At 45.2% G+C, this 19,704-nt stretch carries 15 protein-coding genes; 9 read left to right on the top strand and 6 right to left on the bottom strand.

Annotated elements, in window-relative coordinates; all coding sequences use genetic code 11:
• The first annotated feature begins 18 nt into the window (after nt 1–18).
• Both QXH45_04130 and QXH45_04135 read left to right on the top strand, forming a co-directional pair.
• On the top strand, nt 19–741 hold the full coding sequence (locus tag QXH45_04130) for an ERCC4 domain-containing protein (protein MEM2078435.1): 723 nt from the start codon (nt 19–21) through the stop codon (nt 739–741).
• Nucleotides 722–1,726 (top strand): glycosyl transferase family 4, encoded by a 1,005-nt coding sequence (locus QXH45_04135; protein ID MEM2078436.1) that lies wholly within the window; start codon nt 722–724, stop codon nt 1,724–1,726. Before QXH45_04130 ends, QXH45_04135 begins: the two co-directional genes overlap by 20 nt.
• 13 nt (nt 1,727–1,739) lie before the next feature.
• On the opposite strand, the gene QXH45_04140 is transcribed toward QXH45_04135, so the two are convergent.
• From QXH45_04140 to QXH45_04150, 3 genes are all read right to left on the bottom strand, one after another.
• Nucleotides 1,740–6,986, bottom strand: coding sequence for a carboxypeptidase regulatory-like domain-containing protein (locus QXH45_04140; GenBank protein MEM2078437.1), 5,247 nt, complete (start codon nt 6,984–6,986; stop codon nt 1,740–1,742).
• A 109-nt stretch (nt 6,987–7,095) separates the two neighbouring features.
• The gene (locus tag QXH45_04145) at nt 7,096–8,322 is read right to left on the bottom strand and encodes an MFS transporter (protein ID MEM2078438.1); all 1,227 of its coding nucleotides are present in this window, start codon (nt 8,320–8,322) and stop codon (nt 7,096–7,098) included.
• 26 nt (nt 8,323–8,348) lie between these two features.
• Nucleotides 8,349–9,629, bottom strand: coding sequence for a hydroxymethylglutaryl-CoA reductase, degradative (locus QXH45_04150; GenBank protein MEM2078439.1), 1,281 nt, complete (start codon nt 9,627–9,629; stop codon nt 8,349–8,351).
• A 49-nt stretch (nt 9,630–9,678) separates the two neighbouring features.
• On the opposite strand from QXH45_04150, the gene hypA reads away from it, so the two are divergent.
• Both hypA and QXH45_04160 read left to right on the top strand, forming a co-directional pair.
• Entirely contained in the window at nt 9,679–10,077 is a 399-nt protein-coding gene (gene hypA, locus QXH45_04155) for a hydrogenase nickel incorporation protein HypA (GenBank protein MEM2078440.1), read from the top strand.
• A complete protein-coding gene (locus QXH45_04160; GenBank protein MEM2078441.1) occupies nt 10,077–10,799 on the top strand; it encodes a P-loop NTPase in 723 nt (240 codons plus the stop codon). Before hypA ends, QXH45_04160 begins: the two co-directional genes overlap by 1 nt.
• A 10-nt stretch (nt 10,800–10,809) precedes the next feature.
• Here the strand turns inward: QXH45_04160 and upp are convergent, their stop codons facing one another.
• The gene (gene upp, locus QXH45_04165) at nt 10,810–11,451 is read right to left on the bottom strand and encodes a uracil phosphoribosyltransferase (protein MEM2078442.1); all 642 of its coding nucleotides are present in this window, start codon (nt 11,449–11,451) and stop codon (nt 10,810–10,812) included.
• A gap of 94 nt (nt 11,452–11,545) precedes the next feature.
• On the bottom strand, nt 11,546–13,690 hold the full coding sequence (locus tag QXH45_04170) for a DEAD/DEAH box helicase (protein ID MEM2078443.1): 2,145 nt from the start codon (nt 13,688–13,690) through the stop codon (nt 11,546–11,548).
• A 61-nt stretch (nt 13,691–13,751) separates the two neighbouring features.
• Here QXH45_04170 and QXH45_04175 point away from each other — a divergent pair, with 61 nt between their 5' ends.
• Nucleotides 13,752–15,731 (top strand): molybdopterin biosynthesis protein, encoded by a 1,980-nt coding sequence (locus tag QXH45_04175; protein ID MEM2078444.1) that lies wholly within the window; start codon nt 13,752–13,754, stop codon nt 15,729–15,731.
• On the opposite strand, the gene QXH45_04180 is transcribed toward QXH45_04175, so the two are convergent.
• The gene (locus tag QXH45_04180) at nt 15,724–16,443 is read right to left on the bottom strand and encodes a DUF72 domain-containing protein (GenBank protein MEM2078445.1); all 720 of its coding nucleotides are present in this window, start codon (nt 16,441–16,443) and stop codon (nt 15,724–15,726) included. The genes QXH45_04175 and QXH45_04180 overlap by 8 nt on opposite strands.
• Nucleotides 16,444–16,503: 60 nt before the next feature.
• On the opposite strand from QXH45_04180, the gene yjjX reads away from it, so the two are divergent.
• The 4 genes from yjjX to QXH45_04200 all read left to right on the top strand — a co-directional run bounded on the left by yjjX (nt 16,504) and on the right by QXH45_04200 (nt 19,702).
• Nucleotides 16,504–17,049, top strand: coding sequence for an inosine/xanthosine triphosphatase (yjjX, locus tag QXH45_04185; protein MEM2078446.1), 546 nt, complete (start codon nt 16,504–16,506; stop codon nt 17,047–17,049).
• Nucleotides 17,050–17,054: 5 nt separating this feature from the next.
• A complete protein-coding gene (locus QXH45_04190; GenBank protein MEM2078447.1) occupies nt 17,055–17,921 on the top strand; it encodes a hypothetical protein in 867 nt (288 codons plus the stop codon).
• Nucleotides 17,922–18,024: 103 nt separating this feature from the next.
• Nucleotides 18,025–18,270, top strand: coding sequence for a ferredoxin (locus QXH45_04195; GenBank protein MEM2078448.1), 246 nt, complete (start codon nt 18,025–18,027; stop codon nt 18,268–18,270).
• Nucleotides 18,271–18,382: 112 nt separating this feature from the next.
• Entirely contained in the window at nt 18,383–19,702 is a 1,320-nt protein-coding gene (locus QXH45_04200; protein ID MEM2078449.1) for a DNA repair exonuclease, read from the top strand.
• The last annotated feature ends 2 nt before the right edge of the window (nt 19,703–19,704 follow it).

Genomic DNA, 19,704 nt, shown 5'->3' on the forward strand with positions numbered 1-19,704 from the left:
AAACGGGTTAGTGAGACTATGGGTTTATCACTTTTATTTCCCGTTGACGTGATTGTAGACTCCAGAGAGGTTTCAAAGCATCCCGAGGTTAAACCAAAATTATTGAACGCCGGATTAAAAGTAGCCGTCAAGAACCTCCCCGCTGGTGACTTCCTCTTGCTTGCCCCCGAGGGAAAAAACAGCGTGCTTATTGAGAGGAAATCCCTCGAGGATTTTGCAAACAGCATCCGCGACAACAGACTGTGGGAACAAGCTAATCTGTTAAAAGACGCGGCATTGAAAGACGGGCATAAACCTCTGATCATTATTGAGGGATGCATTAGAGATCTCGCCAGATTTAGAGAGTGGAGGGTTCAAAGCCTGTTGAGAATCATCGACACTCTCATCCTAGAGCTGGAGGTACCAGTTCTGAACACGCCCGGGATTGAGGAAACCGTTGATTGGATTATTTTGAAAGCAAAGAGTCTAGGGGAAACTTCTGGCAAAAGGTATTTTCGCATGAGAGTTGAGAAAAAGCCTTTGAACGTGAACGATAGAATATTATACGTAGCTGAAAGCATAGCGGGGCCCGCTACGGCTAGGAAGCTGCTTCGACATTTCAAAACCCTAAGAAATTTGGCTAACGCATCAATCTCGGAATTGTTGAGGATAGAAGGAATCGGTGACAAGAGAGCGGAGGAAATTTACACCCTATTCAATACTCAGTGGAGGGCCGAGTCCAATGATCACAGACTACCTTGAGATACTGATTCCCTCGTTAATGTCAGGGTTATCTACATTCTTCCTTGTAAAATGGTGGATTCCGAAAGCTCTTCGACTAGGATTCAAAGGAAAAGACATGAACAAGTATGATCGTCCTGAAGTAAGTGAGGCCGGCGGAATATGGGTCGTATTAAGCACATCAATAGGAATACTTGGTTATATAATGATAGAAAGCGTGCTCGACAGAGATGCAGGAATTATTCAATATCTATCCATGACTCAGGTCCTTTTGCTATCGGGAATGCTTGGATTCATCGATGACCTGCTCGGCTGGAAAAAAGGGATTTCCCCCTTAGCAAGAGTATTGTTCACGTTTCCAATAGCCCTCCCCTTAATGGCTGTTAAAGCCGGTTTCTCAACCATCGAAATCCCGGTGATAGGTGTCGCAGACTTGGGCTTGATATATCCGCTCTTGATAGTCCCCCTGGGTATTGTTGGAGCCAGCAACGCATTCAATATGATTGCAGGCTATAATGGTTTGGAAACCCTCCAAGGCATCACACTCTTATCGTTCACATGCCTCTTCCTGCTGAAAAAAGGCTCATACCAGCTCATTCCAGTCGTGATACCCGTTCTGGCCTCACTCGCAGCATTCTACTATTTCAATAAGTATCCGGCTAAAGTGTTACCTGGGAATTCTTTGACTTACGGGATTGGCGCCTTCTACGCATCACTAGTCATTTATGGCAACTTCGAGAGATTCGGGTTATTCCTGTTCATTCCATACTTCGGAGAGTTATTGCTATTCCTACGGGGTTTGAAAAACAATGTGTACAAAGAGAATTTCGGAATCCCGGATGAACATAATCATCTCCAACCTCCATATCCGAAATCCTACAGCATAACACACCTGGCTATCAAGATCTTGATAAAAATTCGCGGACACGCGAGCGAAAAAGGAGTAGTGTATACTATATTATTGGTCCAAGTAATCGTGGGGACATTGGGATTATGCGTGTTCTAAAAAAAGATAAAAATTATTTTCTCCTTACAAAACCGACATAACCTAGAATTCCTAGTATTAGTATAGACAGCCCTACTGAGGCTAAACCATAATTCGTAGTCATGCCCACGCTACCTTGAAGTTGCTCAACGTTATTTGCCACATTGTTGAGGGTGTTCTTGATATCAGAGATGCCTGCACTTAGATCTTCAGTGGAAATCGGTAGCTTGTTATTCAAGATTTGTTTCAACGCATCGATCTCGATCAGTATGTTTCCACGAGTCGTATTAACCAATCCATATATTCGCCCGCCCTCATCTCGAATCAAGGAGACTAGGGAAGCATTCATACTGGATAACATGGCCTGAAACTCGTTCACTGACACGTCTATCTCACCAACCTTCGTTTTGATAAGGAGAACAGTTTGGTTTAGCAGGGAGATTTTGGCGTCTAAGAGACCTAAGTTCTCAATTAAAGTGTCAACCTTAGCGTTCACCAGGCCGAGGGAAGTATTGATCAACGCAGTATTGTCCCTAACACCAATGACCTCCATCTTGATTTCGTCAGCAACCTGTATGAGAGAAGCCAGTGAGACGTTTAGCAAGCCTATTTTAGTATCTATTAAGACGACGCTATCGTTCAACCCCACTATCTTAGCGTCAAGCGATGACAACATATTGAGAATTGTTTCTAATTTAGCGTTCACCAGGCCGAGGGAAGTATTGATCAACACAGTATTGTCCCTAACACCAATGATCTCGGCATTCAATGTCTCCAGCAAAGAGATCGCCTGTTGAGTATTAGCAAATATCATCTCTAACTTGCTCAGCGTGTTTACCGAACCAATCACTAGGGGTTCTCCGAGCAGATCTGTTATTGATATCTCGTGTACTCCTTCATCAACGAGCGGAATGTTTAAGACAAGCGATCTGGCACCACTCATGTTAGCAGTGCTCACCGTTAGGAAGTTGGAATCAAGGTAAACATAGAAGGTTTGATGCGATGAAAGACCAGTTACTGTTAAGTGAACCCTTCCTGGGACAACAATGGCCTCGGGCTGTATCTCTAGCTTGGGAAGAACGGTGAAATCCACGCTTCCATAATGTGTTTCATCTATATTGACTACCTCGAACAAGTGCATACCGCCTGGAATTAATGGAATTTCGCCAGAATATATTGCAGAACCATTTTCATCAGCCGTTGTCAAACCTATGATGTTTCCATCAATCATTATTAGTAAAGTATCATTAGGCAACGCCCCCGTGATGATTAGGGTGTATGAGTCGCCGACGTGTAATAGTTTATTATCTATTGCTACATTCAAAGGTTTCATAATGATCCACCTAACCGAATTGTAAACTATGTTCCAGAAGTTAGGTGTGAAAGTATCTGGCGTGTTCCAACTCGTTATCGCGAAACTAGAGAGCAACACCCATTTAACTCCATTATCAAATTCTTTATAAGCGACTCCAGCGCCCCTCACTGAACCTCCTACGAGGATGGATCCTATGACGACTCCGCTAAAGTCAGAGAACCAAGAGAAGTCTGCACTACTATATGAATTAATCATTACCGTTGAGCCCGGCGGGTATCCCCTGAATATTGGATGGGAGGCCTCTACAACCACATATACCTGTCCAGCTCCCCATGAAAAACCAACCGACGCTGGGTCCCCTAACTCTCGATTCAACACTTTAATTCCATATCCATACGAGCCGTAGCTATCCATCCAAACCACGCCTACCTTCCTGCTCATTGTCGCGTTGAGAAATGCTTGGAACTCGCTCGAGGTTGGAAATGGAACTCCATAGTCTCCGGAGTAAATTACAACGTCTATCAAGCCAGCCAACACATCCTCGGTTAATTGCGTTAGATTAGTATATGAGGCAGCATACCATCCATTAGCTTCGAAGAAGTTCTTGAAAGATCCGGCATAATCCCACATTATCCCTATTCTCGGAAGTCTCTTAAGTACTATTTCTCCAAGGTTGACAGTTGCGTTGACTAGGACTTCTACTTCGATATAGGCAGACCTGTATCCTGCTGCCTGGATGAGTAGAGTGTACGCCCCCTCAGGCAACCATGTAGAGAAGAACCCGTTCACGTCAGTCTTCACCTTCACTGGTGTTCCCAAAACTTGTATTATTGCATTAGAGAGAGGAATACCGTCAGAACCCAAGACGAATCCCTCTACGAAGCCGTGCGGCAACCTGTTTAGTGTCACATCGACTCGAGTGTAGATGTTTTTGACCACGCCACATTCGGCAACGAGACCTGGTTTTACTTCCCTGTTAGTTGCGAGCATTAAAGCCCGCGCAAGTTTTTCAAAGTCTCCTCTCACTCTGATAGATGTTGATGTAGCCTGGGACCAACCGAGCATTATGGCGTTCTCCAAGACTTTCTTCGTGTTACTACTATACATGCCATCCGCTCCCGGCTCCAGATACTGCATCCAATAGCTTTCAGCCCAACTACCCAAGTAGAACCATGAGACGTTGGAGTTGCTTACCCATTCAGCAACTCCTACACCAAAGTAGTGTGGATATTCTGTTCTCAAATCCCTCACGTAGCCTAGCAAGTTGAGCCTGCCCGTGGGATCTGTGAAATTGTAAACCACGTAATCTGCGTAACTACTTGTCAGCGTTGCAAGATAGAACTTATCCGGTGGAATGTCAGGCTCCACTCCATTAAATATTGGATGAGTGGTGTTTAGCATTTCTACAACGACGTTCGAGGGGGTTGGGTAAGCAAATAGCCGTGATACTGGGGCCGGATAGCCGTTCGCCACCAGAGTGGAATTGTGAATCATCAGGACGTATATTCCAGGATATCCGGAGTAGCTAGTGCACAACCATATGAGGCTTGTGCCAGCGTAGTCTGCAAGCAAGTGGAAGGCGAGCAACGTGGTGTTCGTGGGATACGAGTATGGGGAGGGTTTAGTGTGATCAATAACTATCACTGCGGGATTTATAACTCCGTTAACCCAGTCCTGGACCAACACGTCCATGTCATTGTACTCGAGAACTGGCAAGCCTAGGTTTTCCACTATTAGCCTCAGGTGTGGAGAGGTGTCAAAGTCCACGTTAGCTAAGACGATCACGGATGGAGGAATACTTTCGAGATTAAAGTCCTGCCTCACCGCTACGAGAGGAGCAATGACTACCGTTACCTCCTTCTCAACGTATCCCGGTTTATACGCTCTAACCACGTACTGTCCTGAGGGAAGAGAGAGTTCGTAGTAACCACTGGAATCCGTTGTATTATAGACTAACGTATTGTTAACGAAAGTATAAACTATTGCATCGGCAATCGGTTGAGACGTCGTAGCATCGTAAACATATCCCCATAGCGTTCCGTTGCCGAGGGGATATAGTGGGAAGTTTACAATTACGATCTCTGCCTCGTCAACCGTCACACTCAACTGCAACGGTTGATAACCAACCGCTTCTGCTAGCAAGTCATACGTGCCGGGCGGGACTTTCACCGTGTACAATCCGTCCTCATCTGTGAGCACTGTTAAATTCAACTCCATTACCGTGACTGTCGCATTAGCGATGGGATAGCCTGATAACGCATCTAATACTAGCCCAGTGATGGTTCCATTCAGTAAAACCACTTCGACCGTAGTGTTGAATGATTCATAACCCCATGCTTCAAACTGCAGTGTGTATGTCCCTGGGTCAAGAGGTATCCTGTAGAATCCTGAGCCGTTGACGTAGAATGTTTGATTGGTTTCAAGGACCCTCACGAGCGCCCATGGAATCGGCTCCCCGCTCACGGAGTCCGTGACAAATCCCTCAACACCTGTTTTCTTAGCGTACTCTCTAGCTTTGCTCACTGCTTCGAGAGCATCTATTCTCCCCCATCCATACCTAGTGTCTAGTCCCGGATCACCAAAATCCACTGCGGTTGAATTCAGGATTATGTAGACTTTCTCAGGTACGTCTGGAACATCGAAGTACATCCATCCAGCTGCTTGGAGAATAAGTGCTACAAGCCCGGAGACGTGTGGACACGCCATTGATGTTCCCGACCATGCTTCATATCCTCCTCCAGGTACTGAACTAACGATGGATACGCCTGGGGCGGAGAAATCTGGCTTGATGTAGGTTGAAGGATATGTGTCGAAGAATGGCCAGGATTCTGGTGGAGAGGGCCATGTAACTATTTTTCCACTACTCCAGGAGGCCACGTTGTCATTAATGTCGGTGGCTCCTATCCCGAATACTCCCCAAATATTGCCCGGATTTCCGGATGTGCCTGGTCCACTATTTCCTATTGACGCTATGGGTATTATGTTCGCTAATAGCATGTTCTTAATGGCAGGGAGCAACTCGTTACCGTAGTATTCGTTGGCTCCGAAGCTCATGGATACGACGTGGGCTGGGAGTCCAGTGGGCACCGGTGTTCCCCCTACTAGGTAGAAGGGTTCAACGGTCCATTGCATTCCCGCCAAAACTTGTGCAAAAGTTCCGCCTCCCCCCGGGAGGACCAATCCATGCATGAGGGTCGCTCCTGGGGCGACTCCAATTAATATGTTCTCAGTATTTCCTCCAAGCGCCGTTCCACTCGTGTGAGTGCCGTGCCCATCTGTGTCGTGAGGAACGCTTAAAACCGGATTACCGGCCGAGTCGAACTCCATCCAGCCTCCAGGATAGTAAGGACTTGAGGGATCAAGCGTGAGCATTTTTCCACTTAACGCCGGATGGGAAATGTCCACTCCTGTATCAAGCACAGCGATCCTTATTCCCTGGCCCGTGTATCCGAGAGCCCATGCTTCATTGGCTCTAATCTTAAATATGCCCCAGCTTGACACCTGGCTCTCTATTACTTTCATCTTTTCAACCGGCTTAATGACTTCCACCTTAAAGTTTTCAAATATCTTTACCACGTCTGGGTGAGTAGCTAAGAGCTTCACCATGGAGGCTGGGACTCTTGCTAGTACAACATTATCCAGCCAGAATCTATTCAACACGTAACCGCCCTTCGCATTGATAAGCCTTACTATCGGTTCTTGAGTGATATACGCCCATGATTTTAGTGATGAGACAGCTAACTCGTATCGACCAGTTACACTAATCTTAGTTTCATCCGGGAGAGGCTTGAGCCTTATAACTACTTCAACCAATTCCTCGGGAGGCATACTCTCAATGTTTTTCAACAGGTTCGGGTGGATTTTCTCAGTCGGCGATGCGTTGACTGATGATGCTAGCACTGGATGGGCGAGATTGATTAGAAGGATCCCAATTATTAGAGATTCAAGTATGTATTTTTTTATCAATATTTCCCACCTATTTGATCCTTGTTATATACGAGTATCTTTTATAAACCTATCGCTGTGGAGAGAACAAGTAATGATGCTAATTACACGATATTCCCACGGATAAGTTTCAATATTTCAGAATTTTCATTAAATAAACCGTGCTAAATATGCCGATCATTGAGCACGTGAGTAATGCGTACCCGGGTAGCAGATTTACATACAGGTAGCCCGCTATGAGGGAGGATGCGGCCGCTCCAACATTCTCCATTATTCTCTGAATGCTTATCGCTCTTCCCCGTATCTGTTGGGGGAGTATGCTGGTTAGCTGCGATGATACCGCGGCCGATATGATGTTGTTGGATATTGATATGATTACGTTGCCGAGCAAAATCACCAGTAAAGCCTCCATCCTAAAGAAGAAGGGTATTGAGAGAATTGCAACTGCGGTTGATGCCAGAGTCGAAAATAATATGGTCGAATTACGAACCTCTGAGACGGCTCGTTTGAAAATTAACAAGGATCCAGTTATGCTTGCTAGTGTTGAAATACTGTTGACAACCCCCCATTGCGGCTTGCTTATTCCTAAGACTTCTACCGCGTATATTGCTCCATAAGTGTTCAACACGCTCATTGACAACTGCCATAGAACAGCAGTGAAGATGTAGTATCTCAAAGCCTTTAGAAGAATTGGTCTATAACCCGAGAGTTCGAAGATTAGTTTACTGAAATCCTTATCCTGCTTGGTGAAGGTCTCTCTAAACCCCTTCATCCTCAGGATTAAGACCACCAGGCTTATTATTCCCGAAAAAACGAAGCCGATCCTAATGCCTATAATCCCCAGGTTTTCATATAGTGTTCCACCCACTATTGGCATAAAAAGCCACGGTATGCTTGGAACGATGTTAAGGAAGACGAATCCTTTGAAGGTGCGGCCGCGAGGAAGGGAATCCATGACGATGGCGCTTAAAGCTGGCTGGTAGAAATGAAGCGCTGAGTCTAATACCCATATGACGGCGAATTCTCTCCAATCTCGTGCAATCGCGTAGAGAAATTGGACTATTGTTATCCCCACAGTGCCTATCATAATAGTTTTCACACGTCCAATGTAGTCCGTTATCAAACCACCAGGGATCAGAGACAGTCCTAGGGATAGCATGCCAAGAGTCCTTATGAAGGCGAGCTCGAAGTCGCTTGCCCCCAACTCTTTCGCATATATGGAGAAGAACGGTTGTACTAGAGCGCCGCTGAGAGCGAATAGGAACCATGATAAAGCCATTACTCCTACGTTGCCCGCTAAAGTAGCCCGGACTTCTTCAATGTATTCTAGAATAAATTCTCTAACCCTCTCTAGCATCTACACCACTGAGTTCAGAACGTTCTCTAGTCTTTCTCTCCCCTTAAGTATTTCTCGAGAAGCTCCTTGGCGTAGTCGTATCGAATGCGTCCATCTTTAATCATTTTCTCCGCTATTTTCTCAATTAAGTCTCCTGAAGCACCCGCCATAATCGCGAGATTCCTCGCGTGAAGCCTCATGTGCCCTTTTTGTATTCCCTCGGTTACTAGGGCTTTCAAGGCTGCGAGGTTCTGAGCAAGTCCCACTGCCCCCATTACTTCTGACAACTCCTTGGCAGTCTTAACGCCGAGTATTTTCAAGGCGACTTTGGCAACCGGATGGACTTTCGTAGCCCCTCCTACAATCCCGACTTGCATCGGCATCTCTAAACTACCCACTAGGAATCCTTCCTCGTCTACCTCCCAGTAAGACAGCGGTTTATAGCTCCCTGATTTACTAGCGTAGGCGTGTGCTCCAGCCTCTATGGCTCTGTGGTCTTGGGCCGTTGCAAGGGCAACTGCGATCACTCCATTCATTATACCCTTATTATGCGTGACAGCCCTATACGGGTCGACTTCGGCAAGAATGCTTGCCTCCATTATCTTTCTCGCGACATCAATACCTCCTACTTCATCAGCCGGCGTTCTAGCCCAAGCCCTCACTACTCTCCTGGTCGCATAGTTTGATACGATCCTAAGCCTCGCTTGTCCCCCGGTTATTTTCTCAATTAAGGGCGCAATCGCCTCCGCCATCGTGTTGACCGTATTGGCCCCCATAGCGTCTCTAACATCCACTATTAAATGGACTATTATGACTGGTCCCAACCGAGAGTCCACTATCCTTACTTCCAGATCTCTCGGTCCCCCACCGTACTTAAGAAGAGTGGGATCTTGTTGCCTCGCGTGCTCAAGGATCTCCTGCTTCGCCTCCAAAATTTTCATCGCCTTGTAGTAGGGAGCCTGGACGTTCACCAAGTGTATTTGACTAATCATCTCCTGGGGTCCGGCCTCAGCTATAATTCCCCTACCGTGTCTCAACATTCTAGCCGCATTACTGGCGGCCGCGACCACGCTGGTCTCTTCTATCACCATTGGAATTAAGTAGTCTTTTCCATTTATCAGGAAATTTGTGGCAATAGCGAAAGGGTAAGTCATCCCGCCTATTACGTTCTCGATCATGCTGTCCGCTATGTCCTGGGGCAGGTTTCCAAGGTTGCTGAGCAACTTAACTTCTTCCTCATTAAGCTCCGAGTAATCGCGGACTAGTCTCAACCTCTCGCTAATAGGTAGCTTGTAAAACCCTTGTATCCTGCTTGACTTCTCGGTCATCGAAATCCCAAAACTCCTTATATTTGTCGCACAATATTAAATATTACTGGTGAGCACTCTGGTTCATGAATGGGCTTTAGCCGAGTCCGTGGCTTTATATCTGGAGGCAAACAACCTTCGAAAAATAAAATCATTGAAAATAAGCCTAGGACTCCTCCAATCTGTTGACAAGGAGATATTCGAGTTTAGTCTGCTAGAGCTGTTAAAGGAAAAAGGGATTACCGTTGAGACGCTTCAAATCATAGAGGAAGGTGCAAAACTAGTATGCAACACCTGCGGGTTTGCGTGGAACATTTCTTCAGACGAGTTTGACGAGTTCATCAGAGAATCCATACATTTTGTGCCTGAGTCTATCTGCGCGTTCACAAAATGTCCTCGGTGTAGGAGCAGGGATTTCAAGATAGCTGAAGGAAGAGGGTTGAACATAGTAGAGGTGATCCCTGCTTGATGGTTGACCCAAGATTCTATGGAGTTGTGAAGAGGCTTAGAGAGGTCTCAAAAGTTTACGTCATCTTGAGTAGCAAGGGGGGTGTCGGGAAATCCGTAATATCTGCCCTCTTGGCCTACTACACTTCCTCGAAAGGTGTGGTTACAGGGCTGATTGACCTAGACTTCACAAATCCGTCGACACACATCATACTGGGATTGGATCCGGAGATCATAGTTTATAGGGAGGATAAAGGTCTCGAGCCATTCTCCCTCGGCAATCTCCGATACTTCTCCATAGTCTCCTATACGAGGGACAATCCGCTAACGCTGAAAGGAGACGAGGCAAGAAACATTATGAGAGAAGTCCTCAGCATTGTAAACTGGAGAGGTGTTGAAAAACTGTTCATTGACACTCCACCGGGAATGAGCGATGAGCACTTAGAGTTAATCTATAATTTAAAAGGTCTGGTAAGACCCGTAGTCATTTCAACACCGGATCAACTATCAAGCAAGAGCGTGAAAAGGCTTCTCAGGGTTCTGAAAGATGCTGGATTACAAAATATTTATTTCCTTGAGAACATGGGCACCGGAGTCTTAAAACCATACGCTGATGAGGAGGGGATCAAGTACCTGGGATCTATCCCCCGCATAAACAACTTCGATGAGTGCATCGGATCCCTGGACAAGATAGAAAGTTGTAGCGCTAGAAGCTATTACTTAGATATTGCTGCTAAGTTATAGGGTGAACCTCTCATATCTCCCCTGAACTCAGTGACCTGTCTCCGGCGTCCCCGATCCCCGGTATTATGAATAATTCTTTACTGAGGATCGGATCAATACTTAACGTGACGACCTTCACATCTGGAAACTTGCGCCATAAATTCTCCAACCCGGGGCGTGATGATATTATTGTGGCCACCATGTAATCTTTACACTTAGCTTCACTCAATTTCTCAAGAACCTTTATCATAGTATTACCCGTCGCTAGCGTCGGGTCGACGGCTACGACGGTGTAGTCTGAAAGGTCGTCAGGAATCCTATCATAGTATAGCTTAACCATCACTTTGTCCTCGATCTTGAACCTCCTAGCAGCAACAATTCCCAAACCCGCCCATGGCAGCATCTCCCATATTCCGTGCATTAGGGGAATGGAAGCCCCGAGTACTCCAACTATGTAGAGTTGTCTCCCAGGGAAAACGCCCTCCGCCTTAGCCGTTGAAGTCTCAACGAAGCCGGTTCTCCATTTGAGTAGCCTTGAAACTTCATACCCTATTATGTAGCCAATTTTTCTAACATATTCCCTGAAAAGATTCGGGGGAGTTTCTTTCCTCCTTAGAAACGTTAGATAGTGTTTTGCAAGAGGGTTGTCGACTAGTATTAGATTGGAGTTCAACCCCTGTCCCTCTACTTAGAATAACCATAATCGTTATTAATGATTACTTAATTAGAGTTGAGAAGTGACGATTTAACATACGTGATGGCCCGATTTAGTCAACTACTTCGTAACCTCTCTTCCTCAACCACTCCTTAATGGAGCGGACCACTCTCTCTCCGAACCTGGGGAGAGACTCTAGCTTATTCGAGGGTGTTTCGGCCAGGTCCTTTATGCTTCTCACGCCGTTTTCGATCAGTATTCTTGCCCTTACTCTCCCAATGGTTTCCACGAGAGTTAACTCCAGGGCATCTTCTTTAACGCCGTTCTCCAGTCTCCGGGACAGCCTCTCAAGGTATTTATGCATCCCCCTATCTCCCAGGACAGCCTCTACCTTCGCGATTGAGGACGTTATCCAGGCCGCAGTCTCTTTGAGGTTGAACAAATCACCAGGGCCGATCATATACTTTTTAACTATCACATCCTCCATAGCTTCATTTATCCAATCAACCAGTATCATGGCATGTACATAGCCCACCAACCAGTCATCATAGTCAGCATCCACCCTGCCCGGGGAGATTGTCATCCCCCGCTTACTCGCCTGTAAGGCTGCTTCCTCGAACTCCTCGACAAGCTTGGCTGGAATATAGGGGGCACTCCTCGTAAAGTCGGGAGTTAAAGCAATGGTGTGAAGAACGTATAAGTCTGATGGCGTGGATGGTTTTGCTCTCCTCCACATATCGACTGAGGCGGGATCTAAGTACGTATACGATGTTATTCTTCCAAGCATACTTGGCTTTATGACCTCTCCATCTTGAATGATCATCTCGGTATCAAGTAAGTAGCGGATGGTCTCTCCGGCAAGAGGTTCTAGTAGGTCTCCCGACCCCGCATAATAGCTGGAGAAAGTAGATGATAAGATCTCATATACATCCCTGAACGATTTTGCCTCTCCCGATGACAAGAGGGATAAGGTATGTATTCTCAAGTTCCTATGGCTTGCCAGCTTTCCGAGTACGTTCTCGGGTTGCCCTCTGAGAAAGTTCATCGCCTCCTTATCGGTAGTTGCATCTATGATGATGCTTTCCCCCAGCTTGTCGTACTTGGGTCTCCCAGCCCTGCCAGCCATTTGCTTGTACTCGCTAATAGTTATATTCACCATCCTCCCCCTGCTTGCATCATATCTCTTGATGGACACAACGACTCTTCTTGCGGGAAGATTGACCCCTGCAGCCAAGGTAGGAGTGGCAAATATTACTTTCAAAGCCCTCCTCCTAAAAGCTTCTTCGACCACACGTCTCCCAGTATTAGACAATCCTGCGTGGTGAAAAGCCACTCCCCTCCTTATAAGGCTTGACAAGGATTCTCTTTCGGCTGTAATGGGGTCATCTGAGAGTTCGGAAAGGTATTCCCCCACCTCGCTCTCCGGGATGACTGGAAGCTTCATGCTTATTTTCTCAGCGTACTCCTCAACCTTTCTCCTATTGTGAATGAAAACCAACGTCTGATAGTCCATTGATAGATTGTGTAGAACAACGTCTAGTATCTTATCACCCGTGCTAGGTATGATATCTTCCTCAACACCATTCTCGAAAACTATCTTACCACGATTCCTGGAATAGTACCCCTCGACAAGCCTCACTGGTCTCCAAGGAGTATTTACCAGCTCTCCTTTAATCCATTCTGCGAGCTGATTGGGATTGCCTATCGTTGCACTTAATCCCAGAATTTGCAGTCCCTGTCTCAGCGCTCTAGCAATGATCATTTCAATAATAGGTCCTCGCTCAGGGTCTCCGATAGTATGCATTTCATCCACAACAATAGTCTTTACTCTTTCCAACCACGATGGTTTTAATCTAAGGAGGCTGTCGAATCGCTCGTAAGTCGCGACAATCAGGTCATAATCTCCAAGTTCCTCGGCGGGATTGTCAAAATCACCTGTTGTGATACCCGCTTTCAGCCCTATTTGTGAAAGTCTCTCGAACTCTCCATACTTCTCGCTGGCAAGAGCCCTCAGGGGAGTCAAGTATACTCCCAACCCCCCGTTTAGAAAAGTCTTGACGAGACACATTTCAGCAATTAATGTCTTCCCACTGGCCGTTGGTGATGAGACAAGAATGTTTCTACCATCGAGCACTCCCTTCTCCACAGCTTTCGACTGCACAGGATTCAACTTAGTTATACCTTCTTTCAAGAGAAGCTTAACATAGGCCTCTGATAGACCCTTGTCAATCAATTTTTCAACCAACATTTTACTCATCATAAAATACTATTTTACCCACAACTCCATAAATGATGCATGGTTTTAAAAGGGATTGAGTATGTCTCGCAAGATCTTTCACACGCTCGCAGACCCGGATACTGCTATTAACTTAGTTGTTGAAAAACTAAATCCTAAACCCAATGGAGTTGAAAGAGTGAATTTATCAGACGCGTTGTATAGAGTTTTGGCAAATGATGTTTACGCCCCTTTGGATTATCCTCCTTTTGACCGTAGTGAAGTCGACGGTTATGCTGTGAGAAGCGTAGATGTTGAGTGGAGTGATGAGCTTTCCCCTTCGTTGTTAAAGATAAAGGGGTTTGTAAAACCCGGTACTCAACCCGTTGTTGAAGCCGGGGAAAAAGACGCTGTTGAAGTCGCCACAGGAGCCATGATACCCCCGGGTTATGATGCCGTGATCATGGAGGAATATGTTGAAAAGATGGGCGATTTTATAAAAGTGTTTCGAGCAGTTACGCCGGGGGAAAACGTTTCAACTATTGGTAGCGATATATCCTCAGGTGATCTTCTATTAGTCAAGGGGACTCTTTTAAAGCATCAACAGCTCTCCGTACTAGCGGGTGTTGGAATCAACGAGGTGGACGTCTACGTTCAGCCCAGAGCGGTGGTTTTTTCAACCGGCGAGGAGATCGTAGAGCCCGGCCAGCCCTTGCCCACTGGAAAAGTTTACGATGTGAACGGAATTCTAATAACTTCATTTCTAAGAGAGCATGGCGTTAATGCCGTATATGGTGGCCTCTTACCCGATGATTACAACGTCGTCAAAGAGAGGATCCAAGATTCTTTAACAAAGTTCGACATGGTTTTCACGAGCGGCGGAACAAGCGCTGGGCTTTCCGATGTTACATACAAGGTTTTCTCAGACTTAGGGGAACTGATAGTTCACGGTTTAAAGACAAAGCCTGGCAAGCCGACAGTGATAGCTTCTAGTAAAGGAAAGCTTCTAGTCGGACTCCCCGGTTTTCCTTTGTCATGCTATATGATTCTAGTGAGGGTTGTGAAGAAAATACTTCAATTCTACACGGGGGCAGTATATGAAGACTATATTGTTGAGTCTAAACTCCCCGTTCAAATCAGAAAGAACGTGGGGAAAGTTTGGCTGATACCCGCAATGCTGGTCGAATCTGGCGAGACATACTCAGCATACCCCGTTTCAATGAGCAGTGGAGCAATATCGCCGTTAATTCTCAGCGATGGTTTCATCGAACTCGGCGACAACGTTGATGTTGCCTTGGAGGGGGAACCAGTCAAGGTTTACTTATTCAGGGATCTGCCCCCTAGAAACCTTTTAAACATAATCGGAAGCAATGACCCCCTTCTTGTCGAGCTTCTAAGGTTCGAAGGACTAATTACTTCGTCCAGAGCGTTGAACCTTGGAAGCCTGGGAGGCTGGAAGGCAGTAGCAAGGGGGGAGGCTGATATCGCCCCTACTCATTTACTTGATGAGAAGACAAGATGCTATAACACACCCTTCCTGGATAAATTTGGACTTAAAGAGAGGGCGGTTTTGATCAAAGGGTATGAAAGGTTGATCGGAATTGTAGTTGAAACCGGTAATCCGAAAAAGATTCGCGGGCTTCAAGATTTCCTGAGAGGCGATGTAAGAATCGTCAATAGGTCGAAGGGCTCGGGGATAAGAGTTTTCCTTGACATGTCATTGAGGCAAATAGCTGTTGAAAAAGGGTTGGACCCCTTACGACTAGAGAGATTTGTGAAGGGATACACTTACGAGGTGAAAACCCACACTGCCGTCGCAACAGCTATAAGGCAGGGAAGAGCCGACGCTGGCTTAGCAGTCGGCTATGTAGCGGAGATAATGGGATTAGACTTCATACCTCTCACGTGGGAGGAATACGATTTCCTAATACTCAAAGAGAATTTGAAGAAGAGGTCTGTAATGAAATTTATAGATGGTCTCAAACATTTGCCCTCAAAACTGGAGTCGTTTGGGAACATCTTTGCTAAATACTACAGGGCTAGCGGAGAGACTGGTTCTGAAAAAACTGTTTGCCTCACTTGAAATCTGTGTCCAAGGGACCATGGTTTTCCAGCATGATTTTCATCAATCTAGCATTCTCGAGCATCCAGTGATTATTATTGAAAAAGACATAAATGGCCTCGGGTTCTAATCTCTCCAACTCAGCTCGTATCTCCTCAAGCTCCTCTCGAGAATAATCGTGCCCATACCATACATGACTACCGTGGAGGCGAAGATAAACGATTTTGTTAGACGACACAATCCACCTCGCTATTGGTGAATCTATGGAGACTAGGGTAATTCCGAACTCCTCGGCCCATTTAACAATATCATCTTTGAAGCATGAAGGGTGACGAAACTCGATTGCGAACCTTTTTCCCAGGTCTGTGTACAGGTAAAACCTTTCAATATTTTTCAGGCTCTCCTCCCTACAGGAGTAGTTTGGAGGGAGTTGAAACAGGTAGAAATCTATCAAGTCTTCTAAGGGATTGAACAAGTTTTTAAACTTGTCCCAGATACCATACGCTCTTTCCCCGAATTTTCTCAAATGTGTAATACTCCTGTGTACTTTAATAGCCCATCTAAGACTCTTTGACTTTCTCTTCCAAGATTTGACCTGGTTTTGAAATGGAAAACGGTAGAAACTAGCATTTAACTCGACAGCGTTCAACCCGCTATTCTCCACATACCAGTCCAGCGTTCCATCCTCGTTCCAATCATAAAGCCATCCACTGGTTCCCACGAAAACCTTCATTAAAACTCCTCATATAATATTATCGTAGTTCTAATAATTAGTTATGCGAGTTGACCGGATATGGGCATCACGCTTTGCATAGGCTCGTCAAATCCTGTGAAGATCCGAGGAGTCAGAGAGGCTTTTGAAAAATTCTTCCCAATCGACATGGTTCGTTATAAAAGAGTGACTACTTCGGTGCGCATCCAACCAATGAACCTTGATGAGATAGTGAGAGGAGCTAGGGAGAGAGCACTGGGCGTGATGGATCCAAGTTGTGATTATGGAGTGGGGGTGGAGGCAGGTTTCTACATATACGAGGGTGAACCATTTGACGTTGAGGCTTCCTACATCATTGACAAGGATGGACATTGCTCGCTAGGGTTTTCGCCGTCCTTCCCTGTACCTAAAAAAGTGTATGAATGGATCGTTGAAGGAAGATATGTTGAGCTCGAAGAAGCCGTCGAAGCTATTACAGGGATAAACAAAATCGGCGAGAGAGAGGGATTTATCGGCTTTTTATCTAGAGGAAAGCTTGAAAGATATGTTTTAAGCTATACGGCAACGATAATGGCTCTTGTAAAGTTGTTAAATAGGGAGCTGTACGAGTTAGCGAGCAAGAGGTGAACTACATGACGAGTAAAATCATTCTCATTAACGGATTACTTCCCTATGAATCAGGTAAGACCTGGTTTACAATAAGCCTTTATAAAACTCTCATGAAAAGCAAGGTAAAGTCAATCATGTACAAGCCTGTTGCCGCTCACAATTTATGGTACAGCGTCAAACCCCTAGCCCACTCTATTAAGCTTAGACTTCTTCTCGGAAACGATGCCTACGCTTACTATAAGGAGACCAGAGTATCGCCAACTATTCTCAACCCTATTGCAATGGCGTCAGCACCGCTAGATCCAGAGAAATACGGTCACAATATCGAAAAATACATGGAGGATTCGACGATGTTTCTCCCCCAGTTGGTAATGGCTAGATTTAGCAATCCAGCAAAGGATCGAACGATCCACTATATCGTGAGGGAGAATGTTGAGAAAACCATCTCCGCAGCCAGGAAAGTAATAGATTTACTAGAGAAGACTCTAGCCCCTATTGAAACAAGTCTAGGAGAAATGAGCCGATTCCTTACAAGTCGTGAAATAGATGATTTACTTCAATCAACCCTAACTATACTCCAGGGGGAATACGACGTGGTTTTGCTGGAGAGCTTCAACGATGCAATAGTCCCAAGCATGGGATTAATAAATAGCGTAGACCTAATGATAACGATTGCCCCTGGGAAGGCCTTCCTATATGACAAGGAGTCTTCAAAGAGAATTATCAAATACGTTCAAGAAGAAATAAAAGATCCTGGATCGCTCATAGTCTCAAATGTTTTCGCAAAGTTTAGGCCAAGCCATTCATTCAATATTCCGCTTCTAACCAAACCAGCGCCCCGCGAAGAATTTAAAACCATATCCCAGTTTTTAACCAAATGGATTCAGTAGCTAATTAACGGATTCACGCTCTGAATCGATTTTATTAGCATAATTTACCTAAGTGAAGTTTTTTAACTAATTTGTAATTAAATTATATTAACAAGGTGTTATAATGGCTAAATATAGAATCATCGTAGACCGTGTCAACTGCCTAGGATGTGGGGCTGCTCCCGCAGCGTGTTCAGAGATATTTGAACTGGGCGATGACACAGGTAAGAATCGTGTGGTAGCGAAATACAGCGTTGAGACCACTCGAGACGTGTCTATTGGCGAAATACCAGAGGAGCTTTACGAGTGTGCTAAAAGCGGGGCCGACGTCTGTCCGGTCGGCGCTATCCGAATTGAGAAAATCGAGTAATCATTGCCAGCAGAACATTCGGTTTTTTAATCGATTTTTTGCATTATTAAATATGTTATCTTGCAGGCAGTTTTATACTTTTTAAAATATCCTTATCTATGTGGGAGACCTGATGCTTATCGCGCACTTTGCAGACACCCACTTAGGTAAGAAGCTATACGGTATACAGCAGACTATGATTCAATTCATGAATCACTTCCAACAAGCCGTGGAATTGGCTCTAAAGGAGCACGTGGACGCTTTCGTTTTCGCTGGAGACTTCTTTGACGAATCACACCCTCCCAATATAGTTCTCAGGAAAGCAATAGATGTTATCGACAAGATGACCGAGAAGTCATCGAAAGTCTATATCGTTACAGGAGATCATGATAGGGTCAAAAGATCAGACTTGTCACCCATACATGTGTTAACAAAAGCTCGGGTTCCATGGAGTGAAAACTACTTCATTGATAAAACGGTCAAGAATGGTGTTGAATATCATATCGTCGGAATCAACAATTTCAATTTAAGAGCCAACGAGAGATTGAGAGCTGAGTTGTCTAAGCAACTCCGAGTCCTTAGTCAACGTGCTGGAAGGAACAGCATTATCATCCTTCACCAGAACATTTTAAATCTGTTCCCCATAGAGAGGTATGGTTTAACATTCGATGATATACCTCAAACACCAAAATACATTGCTATGGGGCACTTGCACAGGAGAATAGTACACAAAAGGACTGGCGAGAAGGGGGTTCAAGTAATAGCTTATCCTGGAAGCATAGACATTTTCTCAAGGGACGAGCTCGAAGAGGCTAAGACCCAGGGAAAGGGATTCTACATTGTGGATATATCACGTGATGAACCCATAGTGCATAAGATTAATGTTGAGACCACTCCTTTTGAGTATGTTGAGTCAGGTACTCACGAGTCAGAGCTCGTAGCCAATTTAACGCATGCATTATCCAGCTTGTCAGGACTAGTAAGGGAGGATAATAAAGGAATAATTTACCTGTCCTTAAAGATGAGAACCACCGATAGGGTTAACTTAAACGCTATAAATGATTTGATAAAAAGATTGGCGTCCAAATACCTGCCTCACCCTGATCTCGTTTTTCCAAAAATAGAGAGACGCTACGTAGGCGATGAGGGAAAGGAAGCCCTGTCTCGCACAACATTTAAAGAATTGAATGAATTGAACATATTAATCCATATATTTACGAGAGAACTCGGTATAAAAGAAGAAGAGGCTAAGGTGTTAAGTGAACAAATCCTAAGATTGAAGGATTCTATTGTGAATGAAGACAATGAAGGGCTTTTAAAAGTCATTGACGATATCTCCAAAGCAACCTTCTGGAAGAAAATCAACATTCGCGATGACTACATTACACTGGTCAGTGAGGACGCAGTCAACGCAAAAGGTCAGACCCTGGAGTCATGGTTCAAGAGGGGTTAGCC

The sequence above is a fragment of the Thermosphaera sp. genome, from assembly GCA_038827615.1.
Classification (GTDB): domain Archaea; phylum Thermoproteota; class Thermoprotei_A; order Sulfolobales; family Desulfurococcaceae; genus Thermosphaera.